Annotated in this window: 8 protein-coding genes and 1 pseudogene; 4 read left to right on the top strand and 5 right to left on the bottom strand. The window is 39.3% G+C overall.

Features of this window, described 5'->3' with window-relative positions; translation table 11 throughout:
- Positions 1-315: 315 nt before the first annotated feature.
- Positions 316-1,311, bottom strand: a complete 996-nt coding sequence (ilvC, locus tag FJR37_RS11210) for a ketol-acid reductoisomerase (RefSeq protein ID WP_168466042.1) — start codon at positions 1,309-1,311, stop codon at positions 316-318.
- A gap of 340 nt (positions 1,312-1,651) precedes the next feature.
- Between ilvC and FJR37_RS11205 the strand changes: the two genes are divergently transcribed.
- Positions 1,652-3,010, top strand: coding sequence for an NAD(P)/FAD-dependent oxidoreductase (locus FJR37_RS11205; RefSeq protein ID WP_168466041.1), 1,359 nt, complete (start codon positions 1,652-1,654; stop codon positions 3,008-3,010).
- A 607-nt stretch (positions 3,011-3,617) separates the two neighbouring features.
- On the opposite strand, the gene FJR37_RS11195 is transcribed toward FJR37_RS11205, so the two are convergent.
- Both FJR37_RS11195 and FJR37_RS11190 read right to left on the bottom strand, forming a co-directional pair.
- Positions 3,618-4,697, bottom strand: coding sequence for a T3SS effector HopA1 family protein (locus tag FJR37_RS11195; protein WP_039205326.1), 1,080 nt, complete (start codon positions 4,695-4,697; stop codon positions 3,618-3,620).
- Positions 4,698-4,883: 186 nt separating this feature from the next.
- Positions 4,884-6,122, bottom strand: a complete 1,239-nt coding sequence (locus tag FJR37_RS11190; protein ID WP_039205325.1) for an aminoglycoside phosphotransferase family protein — start codon at positions 6,120-6,122, stop codon at positions 4,884-4,886.
- Positions 6,123-6,802: 680 nt separating this feature from the next.
- Here FJR37_RS11190 and FJR37_RS11185 point away from each other — a divergent pair.
- Positions 6,803-8,152, top strand: coding sequence for an ATP-binding protein (locus tag FJR37_RS11185; protein ID WP_039205324.1), 1,350 nt, complete (start codon positions 6,803-6,805; stop codon positions 8,150-8,152).
- Complete coding sequence (locus FJR37_RS11180) at positions 8,136-9,452, top strand: tellurite resistance TerB C-terminal domain-containing protein (RefSeq protein ID WP_168466040.1); 1,317 nt, start codon at positions 8,136-8,138, stop codon at positions 9,450-9,452. The genes FJR37_RS11185 and FJR37_RS11180 overlap by 17 nt, the downstream gene beginning before the upstream one ends.
- A gap of 343 nt (positions 9,453-9,795) precedes the next feature.
- On the opposite strand, the gene FJR37_RS11175 is transcribed toward FJR37_RS11180, so the two are convergent.
- On the bottom strand, positions 9,796-10,143 hold the full coding sequence (locus FJR37_RS11175; protein WP_015080325.1) for a Rieske (2Fe-2S) protein: 348 nt from the start codon (positions 10,141-10,143) through the stop codon (positions 9,796-9,798).
- A 260-nt stretch (positions 10,144-10,403) separates the two neighbouring features.
- On the opposite strand from FJR37_RS11175, the pseudogene FJR37_RS26960 reads away from it, so the two are divergent.
- Positions 10,404-10,601 (top strand): annotated as a pseudogene (locus FJR37_RS26960) (bile acid:sodium symporter family protein); the annotation flags it as partial.
- 299 nt (positions 10,602-10,900) lie between these two features.
- Here the strand turns inward: FJR37_RS26960 and FJR37_RS11165 are convergent.
- On the bottom strand, positions 10,901-11,956 hold the full coding sequence (locus tag FJR37_RS11165; protein ID WP_039205319.1) for a tellurite resistance TerB family protein: 1,056 nt from the start codon (positions 11,954-11,956) through the stop codon (positions 10,901-10,903).
- Positions 11,957-12,205 lie beyond the last annotated feature (249 nt).

Here is a 12,205-nt window from a genome sequence, read left to right as displayed (position 1 = left end):
CCGCAAGCGATGAGGGGGCTAAGATGTACCTTATATGATTGGAAATCGCTGTAAGTAGTGAGACAGAATTAATTACACAATGTTATTGGGAATGGAACGAAGTGAAATGAAGCAATCGCAAGGGTTGTGATTGCTTCCCTTCGCTCGCAATGACTGTAAATATTTTTGTCCAATTACTTACACAATGTCATTGTGTTAGCGTAGCGTGGCGTTAGCCATAGGGAACGAAGTGAAATCGAGCAATCGCCAGGGTTGTGATTGCTTCCCTTCGCTCGCAATGACTGTAAATATTTTTGTCCAATTACTTACCCAAAATTACGCTTTCTTTAACCAGCTAAACATGGCACGTAAATCTTTACCAACTGCTTCAATAGGATGTTCTGCTTCTTGACGACGCATAGCAGTAAAACCAGGTTTACCAGCTTGGTTTTCCAAGACAAATTCCCGCGCAAATTGTCCAGATTGGATTTCGCTGAGGATTTTCTTCATTTCCGCTTTAGTTTCAGCGGTGACAACGCGAGGACCACGAGTATAATCACCATATTCGGCAGTATTAGAAATACTATCGCGCATGGTGGCTAAACCACCTTCTACGACTAAATCAACGATTAATTTGACTTCGTGCAGACATTCAAAATAAGCGAGTTCTGGTTGATAACCTGCTTCAACTAAGGTTTCAAAACCGGCTTTGATTAAAGCACTCAAACCACCACACAATACTGCTTGTTCCCCAAACAAATCGGTTTCGGTTTCTTCCCGGAAAGTAGTTTCCAAAATACCGGCGCGTGTACCACCAACACCTTTAGCATAAGCCATAGCGCGATCGCGTGCCTGACCAGTGGCATCTTGATAAACTGCAAATAACGCAGGTACACCTTGTCCTTGTTCGTAGGTACGACGCACTAAATGTCCAGGTCCTTTAGGCGCAACCATGACGACATCAACATCGGCAGGAGGTACAACCTGTGCAAAATGGATATTAAAACCATGTGCAAAAGCTAAAACGTTTCCGGCTTCTAAATTGGGTTCAATTTCGTTTTTGTAAATTGTTTTTTGGACTTCATCTGGTAATAAAATCATGATGAAATCAGCAGCTTTGGCCGCATCAGCCACATTTTTAACTGTCAAACCAGCAGCTTCGGCTTTGGCTGTGGACTTACTGCCGGGATATAATCCGACAATGACGTTTACACCGCTATCTTTGAGATTCAGCGCGTGAGCATGACCTTGTGAACCATAACCAATAATAGCAACGGTTTTACCTTTTAAAAGGTCTAAATTAGCATCTTCATCATAATACATACGCGCCATAGAAGCATCTCCTGTTTATAAAGGCTGTCATGAAATTGGCAGACTTATGATTGTATCGCAAATTGGGGAATAGGGAACAGGGAACAGGGAACAGGGAACAGGGAACGGGGAACGGGGAATAGGGAACAGGGAACAGGGAACGGGGAACGGGGAACAGGGGGGAATTTCTTTCTGACTCCTGACTCCTGGGTGGGCGCAGGCCCTGCGCCCCTACCTCCTGACTAATCCACCACTTTTCTTTTTTTTTAAGAAGTTCAAGATAAACAGAAATAATTGTGACAATTTTGATACAAATTTGTTAAGAATAGTTACAGCCCTGTAATGGAAGGAAATATTTTTTATGGTTGATCTAGCTGACAAGAAACCAGTTCATCAAGTCGTGATTATTGGTGGTGGTTTTGGTGGATTGTATGCCGCTAAGTCTATGGCTAAGGCTAATGTGCAAATCACGCTGATTGATAAACGCAATTTTCACCTGTTTCAACCACTGCTGTACCAAGTCGCTACAGGTGCTTTGTCCCCAGCGGATATTTCCTCTCCCTTGCGGGCTGTCCTCAGCAAGAGTAAGAATACTAAGGTGCTGTTGGGTGAGGTGAATGATATTGACGCTAACGCCCAAAAGGTGATGATGGGTGAGGAGACTGTCCCCTACGATACCTTAATTGTGGCTACAGGGGCGAAGCATTCCTATTTTGGTAAGGATAACTGGGAAGAATTTGCACCGGGTTTAAAGACTGTAGAAGATGCAATTGAGATGCGTCGGCGGATATTCTCTGCCTTTGAAGCGGCTGAAAGCGAAAGTGATCCGGTAAAACGCCAAGCTTTGTTAACTTTTGTGATTGTTGGTGGTGGTCCAACTGGGGTAGAATTAGCGGGAGCGATCGCTGAATTGGCAACTAAAACCCTGACAGAAGATTTCCGCAACATTGACACCTCAGAAACCAGAGTTTTATTGTTAGAAGGTTTAGATCGGATTCTTCCCCCTTTTGCCCCCGAATTATCCCACACAGCGGAAACATCATTAAAGGCTTTGGGCGTAGATGTGCAAACCAAAACTTTGGTAACACATATTGAAAATGATATTGTGACGATTAAGCAAGGTGATGATGTCAAAGAAATTGCAGCAAAAACCGTGTTGTGGGCTGCGGGTGTGAAAGCCTCAGCAATGGGGAAAGTTTTGACAGAGAAGACGGGAGTTGAGAGCGATCGCGCTGGTCGTGTTATGGTTGAACCAGACCTAAGTATTAAAGGATTTCCCAACATCTTCGTAGTTGGTGACTTAGCAAATTTCGCCCATCAAAATGATAAACCTTTGCCGGGAGTTGCACCAGTCGCCATGCAGGAGGGCGAATATGTAGCTAAACTCATTCAAAAACGTTTGAAAGGTGAAACACTACCCCAATTCAAATATGTGGATAGAGGTAGTTTAGCAATGATTGGGCAACACGCCGCAGTTGTTGATTTAGGATTTATCAAACTCAGAGGTTTCTTGGCGTGGTTTGTTTGGTTATTTATTCATATTTACTTCTTGATTGAATTTGATAATAAGTTAGTTGTGATGATTCAATGGTTGTGGAGTTATTTTACCCGCAATCGTGGCGCGAGATTAATTACAGGTAAGGAAACCATTGCCCCTGTACCAATTGTAAATAGTGATAATCACACGCCAGTTATCACAAAAAAGCCGTTAAATGTGTAGTTGGTAGTTTGTTCACTCGTTCCCAGTCTCCGACTGGGAATGCCCTCTAGAGGCTCTGCCTCCCATAATAACTTGAAATCAAAAACTTATAGTGTGTACGAAAGATTAGGTGATGATGGTTTGACAACTTGGCATCCAGCATTTTTAGCCTTGGGTGAAACTTTCGTCTCATTCCCAGTCTCTGACTGGGAATGAATTCTAGAAAGCTCTGCCTTCAATGATATTAGAGGCAGAGCCTCATCAACTGCATTCCTAGTCAGAGACTAGGAACGAGATGTGGTAGGGATTTGAGCTTACAGCGATTTCCAATCTTATGAGGTACATCTTAGCCCCCTCATCGCTTGCGGGGAGGGGGTTGGGGGTGGGGTTCTTGTTCCGGGTTTGATGACAATTTGCTGTAAGTTGACACATATCAGCTTTTGCTTTACCCCTACTACACATCTGGGTTCTTTGTCATTTGGCAAAAGTTTAAATCTCACCCGTGTTTAGTATACAAGGCTTGAAAATAGTTTATTCACTTACGCCGTACTGTGCTAGTTATTCAGTCATCTGAAGATGACTTCTGCTATGAGACTGGGAATGAATTCCCAGTCGGGTTATTTTCTCCTCAAATTAACGGCTGATAAATATCCTCAGAAGCCGGATTAAGATAGGGATGCTGCACATCAATCAAATTTCTGGCAAAGTGTTGGTTAATTAATTCTATTCTTTCTTCTAGAGCGTTTCTACCCTTTTGCCAAGATTCTAACAGCGCATTGGCAACAATTTGACAACGGTTCATCCCAAAACTTTCTTGAGGAGCAAATTTTTGATTTGGTTCTTCTGCTAACCCTAATCCCGGTGCTAAAAATTTTGTAAATAAGGGAATTTCCGGCTGAAAGTAAGCTTGATGTTTTTGATAAATATCTTGAAGAATATTCCGAATTGTGGGGTAATCTTGGCGGTCAAAATGCAGCACACCTGCATCATAACGCTGATATGCTGTGGGATTATAAAGAACTTGAAAACTAAAGGCAATTGCCACATTATTCAAGGCTTTGGTTAAGCTATCCATGAGGACAATTGCCCCGGATGATGTCACATGAAAATAAATTCGTCCTCCTCCTAAATCAGTATTTTGGGGAGATTGATTTTCTATTGCTGTATTACTTACTGCCACATAACAGCCATTTTGCAAGCGATTTTTAGGCATCCATATTGCTATTAATTCCCCCACTTTAGGGGACTTTTTCCGGGGTTGCAGATGACATTCTGGCTCAATATATAAGGTTAATCCATCCTTGTTTACAGCCATACTACCATCAGGTTCAATTCTCAAAATCTGCCAATCTGGTTCATAATGACCTGTACCATGATTGCTATGATGTAGTTGTTCATAGAATTCTTCATCTACACCTAAACTATTATTTTCTAGGAAATTTATCTGAGATTGACAATTACTGTTTGTGGCTAAGACTGTTTGTAGTGAACCATTGTAATAAATACCATAGAGGAAATTTCTCAACAGTATATTCAAATATTTCTGTTTTAAAGAAGGTGAGTTTTGTTGAAACCTGTTTGCTATATTTGTGGGTAAGGCAAAAGGTTGATAATTGGGATGGTAAATACAAAAATTAGGTTCAATCTGGATATTATTGGCAATATCGAATAATGAATTGAGAATTTGATTGGTAGAGTCATCAAGCATTAATTTGTTTTGCACCTCAAATTTTCGGAAAATATATGGGAAATATCAGGTTTAGATGAGGCTGTATGGCATAATATTTCCAAGAAAATCGACCGCAGATAAACGCAGATAAACGCGGATAAGAAGGGATGAGTTCATGGATTTTATGATTCTGTTTAGCCTCACAATATGATGGAATCATTATTACTAACAACCGCGTAGACGAGTTTTTTCGTAATAAAGACGCACTAATTGTTGTTCTTTATGGGGTTGAGGAAGTTTCTGGAGTGTGGGGACAGATTGGAGGATTTCTGCGGCGGAGATGCCAAAAATCGTCAATACTGCCTGTTCTGGCACTGTTAAGAGGCTTTTAGCAACTTCGAGCATACACAGATTACTATTATCAAAGGATTTTTGGGATTCGATTCTGTGTTGAATTTGTTGAATTAATGCTAAACCTGCAAACTTAATTACCCGCAAAATGAAGTCTTGATGATATTCTAAAATCATGGGAAAAGCATCAAGATAAGCCTGAATTAAAGCTAAGATTGAAGGCTGTATTGCTTCTAGAGGAATCATGGCTAAATTTAAAGATTCTTCTAGGTCTAATGTTGGATCTACTACTAGGCTAGACAGCCACACGCCTAAATAACTGGCTAATAAGTTTCCTAAATCAAAAGCTGGATCTCCCCAACCGCAAGCTTCCCAGTCAATTAATTTTGTCAAGCAGTTATCTAGCTGTTCCCATCGAGAATGAACTAGAATGTTGCTTAATTGTAGATCATTGTGAGTTAAACAAGATGGTTTCCAATCATAAGCTAGGTCAGCGATCGCTGATTCTAAACTTTCGTAACGCTGATACAGGAGATGAAATTGTAGTGCTTCGGTGGGAATTGTCCCAAATGTGTCTGGATTTATTGAGGGTATACCTTGAGCAGGATTGTAAAAATTATAGCGAAACTGTCCTGCGGGGGCAGTGGACATAAAATCACGATACTCACGTTTATTAAACGTGGCTCGGTGTAATCCTGCTAACGTATTACCAATCGCGCTGGCGATCGCTGTGGGGAACATACTACTCTGTTGATAAAATTTTCCTAACTCCACATATTCGCTGAAGTAGCTCCGCACCAGAATAGAATTCTCTTCATCAAAATGTAACAATGATAATGCGATCGCTCCAATATTACCAATCACTGGAAATTGCTGTAATAGTTGATGAAACAGCCATTCATTAAAGAGTTCATGGCAATTTTGCTCATTATTAATGTGACGTTCTTGTTTAATTAGCAGTTGGCGATTATCTGCCAGGATTACCAGTAAATTCCCATTTTTCTTGCTATTTTCTGGCAATACAGATTTATATGCAGCGCCATCTTCCGCGCTACACAGTCCTGCCTTGTGCAGATACTGGATAACATTTTGAGAAGACAGTGATAACAACATGAATTATTTCCTAGTTATTTAAATGGCTAAAGAATTACCGCAGTCAATATTGAGGTGGCTGTAGCAGTTCTTAAGTTAATGGTAAAAAATTTACGAACCATTGCTACTATCTACTAATATCCCATTTGTGTCAGAAAGACCTGCCAAAATGGCAATATTAGCTATTTTTCTACTTTCAAGTCTACGGAAGAAACTATAAAATCTTTACAATATCTGTAGTAGAGCTTTGCACCTTGAATCAAACATTACTGTTGCCAAAATAATTGCTGGTACATATCCAGTGAAAACAACGGTTACTTACATTTGTCAGTGATCCATGTTTCCTGTATGTATGTTAGCAATTTATCCTGACAATCAGTATTAGTTTACTTTTGTCCCCAATCCCCTCTAGTATAATATATAAATGGCTACACTTGTATTCCTGTAGGTATAAGAGTCAGGAGTCCAGGAGGTAGGAGCGCACGCTTCGCTATCAGGAGTATGGCTAACGCCACGCTACGCTATCAGGAGGTAGGGGCGCAGGGCCTGCGCCCATTCAGGAGTTCAGGAGAAAGAATTGGAGGGAGGCAAGAATAATATAAATTAGACATAAGTAATAGGACAGAATTAATTACACAATTGATTTTTCTGTTCCCTGTTCCCTGTTCTCTGTTCCCTGTTCCCTTTTAACCAGTTGATTGATGGATCATCTACCAATGCTGACGGCAAATACTATATCTTATACAGCGGTGCAACTTTTACAACGCCAAGCTGCCTCTCTTTTACTGTACCAATCTGTCCTAGACAGCGACGTAGGCAGAGCGTTTCTGAATTTATTACAAACCATCCGTTATACTGATGCAGATGGGCGAGATTGCCTCCAGGCTTACGGTAGTTATTTCCAAGCTTTAGCCAACAGTCATCAAACCTGGGAAGAATATCTGATTCAGCAAATTCTGACTGCGGATAATCCTTTTAGCAAATTGGCACAACGAGAGGAGTTTAGGCAATTACCCTCGGCTTTAGTAGTGGCTGTGCAACATGATTTGCAAATATTACAAAGTTTATATGAATGTAATAGTGCAGTTTTAAGTGAGTGGGTACAAATGGCGACGCATTTACCGATTTCTCCTGTGGTTTGGTATCAAGAACCGGAAACCCTAGCAGGAGAAACGGGTTTAATGGTATCTCTTCCCCTGTTGGCAAATTGGGGTGATGCAGTAGCAGATTTAGCCGCTTATTATCAGCAATATGGAACTGGTTCCTTTGCCCAATATAGAGCTTTCCGTTGGCAAAGTGGGCAGTTAGTTGGTATTACTTGTCCTGATGCGGTAAAACTGTCTACATTAGTGGGTTACGAGTGGCAAAAAGATGCTTTAGTCAAAAACACAGAGTTCTTATTGTCAGGCGAAACTGCATTGCACGTTTTACTGTATGGTAGTCGTGGTTCAGGTAAGTCTTCTTTAGTTAAATCTTTATTAAATGAATATAGTCATCGAAACTTGCGCTTAATAGAAGTTTCTAAGTCAGAATTGCCAGATTTACCAAAAATTGTCGAATTGTTGCGAGGTGTTCCCCAAAAATTTATTATTTTTGTAGATGATCTTTCCTTTGAAGAAGATGATAATAGTTTTAAAGCAATGAAAGTGGTTTTAGAGGGAAATGTAACTGCCAGACCGGAAAATGTAGTTGTATATGCTACGTCTAACCGTCGCCATTTAATCCGGGAATATTTTACTGATAGACCAGCCCCCAAGGATAACAATGAAGTTCATGGTTGGGATACAATGCAAGAAAAGTTGTCTTTTAGCGATCGCTTTGGTCTAACATTAACTTTTGAAGCCGCAGATCAAAAAACCTATTTACAAATAGTCCAGCACCTAGCAGCAAATATTAATATTTCTCCCGAAGATTTAGAATACAAAGCTTTACAATGGGCAACCCGTCATAATGGTCGTTCTGGCAGAACCGCAAGGCAGTTTATTGACTTTTTAAAGGCAGATTTAGCTGTATTTGGTGAAAATGTGAGGAATAATGACGTTAATTACTAATAATTCTAACAACTTGGCTACCATAAAACCTAGTAAGATGCAACCAACTATAGTTAGTCATCGAGTCGTACTAGGAATAACCGCTTTTAGTGTCAGTTTTGGTTTAAGTCTTGTTCCTAATTGGGATATTTCTAGAGCCTTTTTTACGGGAATAATTACGGTATTAGCTACTTATGCAGCCGCATTTCTCGTTGATAAACGGCGAAGAAATGATGAGTGGAAAATGATTGGTTCTCTCCAAAGACGGATTCGAGATATAGAAGGGTTAAAATCGCGTATTCTCAAAGAAATACACCAATTAGAAGAATATAGAAATTTATTGTATGCAGAAACTCAGCAGTTAGAAAACCAAATTGGAGATTGTCGTAGTCAAAGAGATAGTTTACATCGAGATATCGGGACATTTGCGGCTCAAAAAAAGCAAATTGAAGCCGAAATTTATAATCTTAAAAATGAATTTGCACATTTAGAAAATAGTAATATAGAGCTAAATAATAGTTGCAATAATTTGATTGCAGAAAAGCGACGATTAGAGCTAAATTGTCACGCCTCCCGTGCTGAAATCAACCAAATTCAACCTCAAATTGATACAATCAAACAGCAGAAAAAAGAATTAGAAAATGATGTAATTTTGTTAGAAAGACTTAAACCACAACTAGAAGAAAAGCTTTATGAACTACGCATAGAAATTCATAATCAAGAACTGGAAATTACTAAACAAAATAATCTACTAGTAGAAACAGGTATAACTAGAAATAATCTGGAAAATACGCTCAAATCATTACAGAATAAGACATTAGAACAAAAAATGGAAGTTAATCAACTACAAAATCAAATTTCTGTCTTACAAGATGAACGGGATTTATTACAAAATCAAGTTTGGGAATTACTTCAACAAGTGGAAACAATCAATCCCTCAACATTGCCCGATAATGAAGAAAATAATTTAGATTTATTTCCTTTTGATGAATTATTAGAACCATTAGATCCAATAAATGGGAAACCTGATCACACCGAAAATTTACCAGCGAAATGGAATAATTTTTTCAACCATCTCCCCGGTTATGAAATTCAGGTTTTGAAAGCCATACTGGAACAAGACAACCCCAAAGCTACTATTAAAGAAATTGCTGAAGCTAATATTACTATGCCCAATCTTTTGATTGATGCTATTAATGAAATAGCTAGTAATACGATTGGTGAATTAATTATTGAAACCAATACTGAAGTTCCTGAAATTGTTGAAGAACATTTATTAAATGTGAAAACAATGATTACTAAATATTCAGAAATCAGTTAAGTAGGTTGGCGTTGAAAATTGTCGTTATGGCAAGGCAAAAGGCAAGAGGCAAGAGGCAAGAGTGAAGAGGGTTTGGGCGATTTTACGTTTCTTTACACAGTTTGGTTTTATTGTGTTCACCTACTTACAGCAGAATTCAGGAGTAAAACTGGCTTTGTGTATTGAGATTTTGTACCTAAAAATGATTTAAGGCAGAGTCTTTGAGAATTCATTCCCATACAGAGTATGGGAACGAGAGAAACGAGAAATTGAGAACCGGACAAGGTAATCACAATATTAATTGATCGTGAAATTCAGATTTTTGGGCGCAGGCCCTGCGCCCCTACTTTTGCTATGATGCTGCTTAGACATCAATTAAAATGTTGCCTGCTTCCACTTTCAGAGGATAGGTTGGTAAGGTTTTTTCTGAGGAAACCATTGACAGCAATTTACCAACTACGGGTGGGAAGGGACACCAAGTTTTGACTTCACCATTACCCAAATCAAATGCACTGCGGTGGAAGGGACAAACTATCGCCCCATCTTCAATTTTTCCTTTCTTCAAAGACATTTTTAAGTGAGGGCAGGTATCATCTACAGCATAAAGCTGATTTTCGTGGTTTAAGAGTAAGATCTTGCGATCGCCCACTTTAACTACTTCCCGCGCACCAGCAGCCAGTGCGTTAGCAGCTAAAACTTGAGTCCAAGCCATGAGATTCTCCTTATTTTCAATAGACCTGTTCTTAGTTTCTCGCAATTGTGTCCTATGCGATCGCTAAGGAATGTGAATTAAATAAGGTGCAAAAGTAGGGTGTGTTAGCGACAGCGTAACGCACCATTCCAGGTTACATCAGAATTGCAGGTTATTAAATTTGCGATCGCTAATCATACAGCAATTTCCAATCTTATGAGGTACATCTTAGCCCCCTCATCGCTTGCGGGGAGGGGGTTGGGGGTGGGGTTCTTGTTCCCAATCCTCCTCAACAAATCTGCATTGCCATCGAGGTTGGTATTCAGAATGGCACATTAGCGATCGCAATTACGGCTGGACTACTCAACAATCCTGATATGGCAGTACCGGCTGCGGTTTACAGTTTGTTTATGTATGTAACCGGCTTTATTGCTATTAGTTACGGTAAAAAATTGGCTACAACCAACTCTATTCATTGAACATTTTCAAAATTACTAAGTAGGTGAACACAATAAAACCAAACTGTGTAAAGAAATGTAAAATCGCCCAAACCCTTTTCACTCTTGCCTCTTGCCTCTTGCCTTTTGCCTTGCCATAACGACAATTTTCAACGCTCACCTACTTAAACCAATCAATTTTGTAGGGGCAAATCCCCTGTGGTTGTCCCAAATACCGGGATAGGCACGGAGGCGCTACCCCTACATTAAATCCAAATATTTTATAACCAAAGCCATTAGGGGCGCAGGACCTGCGCCCAAAATAGGGTTATCCCTTAGATTTAGGCAAACTCAATCGTACGCACAAAATCTAAAATAGCTTTTTTCATTTTCTTCGCTTCTTCCTTCACAGAACCAGATATTTCACCATTTAAAAAGCTGCGTTGACTACTAACTATATACAAACATTCATTATTGACAAAAGACAGCAATCCTCTATAGGCATCTAATCTTATGCCATTATTGCCATTAGTTTCCTGCTTGGATATAGTTGAACCTTGAGGCATATTTACTAATACATAGTAATAAGTTTCTAAAGTATCTTGCCAATATTCTTTATATTTCACTTCCGCCGTAGGAACATGAGAAATAATGGCTTGAGGGACATATTTATCCACCAAAACTCTATGCAGATATACCTCATCTTCTTGGGATTCTAGATCATCAATTTCTTCTAGGGAGAGAGGATAATAATCAATTCTGAGTAAAGTCCCAGTATCGTCCGAAAAACTCACCATTCCTTCCTCAGTTTGCAGTGTTCCTCCCTGTTCAGAATTTACAGGAATAGGAACTATAAAGTTACCCAAAGGTGATTGATAAAATTGTTCACCATCTTCATTGAAAATAACTGCTTCATATTCTTCCTCGACATATTCCTCCTCATCCCCAGCTTCTATTGAGGAAATTATCTCTTTGATAATTTCTTCTGCTTCTTCATCATCCAGTTCTAAAGCTATTTGTAGTTGTTTCAGGAAAACCTTTTTATTTGCCGGGATAATTAAATTTTCCGCATCTAAAAGCATAATCACTCCAGCCGCAAAACCATCTAAAACTGCTTCACCAGAAATCGCCGCATTAGCAGCATTAAACAAAGAACCTAATCCCACCTCTCCGGCAATTTCTATGAGTCTATCCACCGTTTCTAGCATTTCTTCTTCTGAGTATTCATCAAATATCTCAAACTCCCAAAGAATATCAGCTAAACTTTCGGCATCTATGTCTTCACTGCCAGAATCAACTATTGTTGTAATTACAGCGATTGCCGCTACCGCTTCTTGTGCATTTAATGATTCTTTGATCGTCTCTTTCGATTTGAAAATATAATCATACTTTGTCATAACTTCTATCTCCTCAATTAATTTGTTGTTTGTACTCAATTACTAAGTAGGTGAACAGAAAAATTTAAAGGTATATAACGGTATGTAAAGTTGTCTCAATGCGAGATTCTGATTGGGTTTCAGCCATTTTACAAAACGCAATACCCCTCATTTTTATTTTGTTTACCTACTTAGTACAACACGGCGTAAATAAACCAACCATTCTAAATTGTTAAAAAGCCTTACTGTCTTCGTTTTGACTTTTGACTT

This window comes from Aphanizomenon sp. UHCC 0183, assembly GCF_009712065.1.
Classification (GTDB): Bacteria; Cyanobacteriota; Cyanobacteriia; order Cyanobacteriales; family Nostocaceae; genus Dolichospermum; species Dolichospermum heterosporum.
The sequence above is the reverse complement of the archived record's forward strand: the minus strand, read 5'-3'. Positions and strand labels throughout refer to the sequence as shown.

Coding starts and splice junctions, on each gene's coding strand:
- ilvC (WP_168466042.1), bottom strand. CDS start 1,311: ATGGCGCGTATGTATTATGATGAAGATGCTAATTTAGACCTTTTAAAA.
- FJR37_RS11205 (WP_168466041.1), top strand. CDS start 1,652: ATGGTTGATCTAGCTGACAAGAAACCAGTTCATCAAGTCGTGATTATT.
- FJR37_RS11195 (WP_039205326.1), bottom strand. CDS start 4,697: ATGCTTGATGACTCTACCAATCAAATTCTCAATTCATTATTCGATATT.
- FJR37_RS11190 (WP_039205325.1), bottom strand. CDS start 6,122: ATGTTGTTATCACTGTCTTCTCAAAATGTTATCCAGTATCTGCACAAG.
- FJR37_RS11185 (WP_039205324.1), top strand. CDS start 6,803: ATGGATCATCTACCAATGCTGACGGCAAATACTATATCTTATACAGCG.
- FJR37_RS11180 (WP_168466040.1), top strand. CDS start 8,136: ATGACGTTAATTACTAATAATTCTAACAACTTGGCTACCATAAAACCT.
- FJR37_RS11175 (WP_015080325.1), bottom strand. CDS start 10,143: ATGGCTTGGACTCAAGTTTTAGCTGCTAACGCACTGGCTGCTGGTGCG.
- FJR37_RS11165 (WP_039205319.1), bottom strand. CDS start 11,956: ATGACAAAGTATGATTATATTTTCAAATCGAAAGAGACGATCAAAGAA.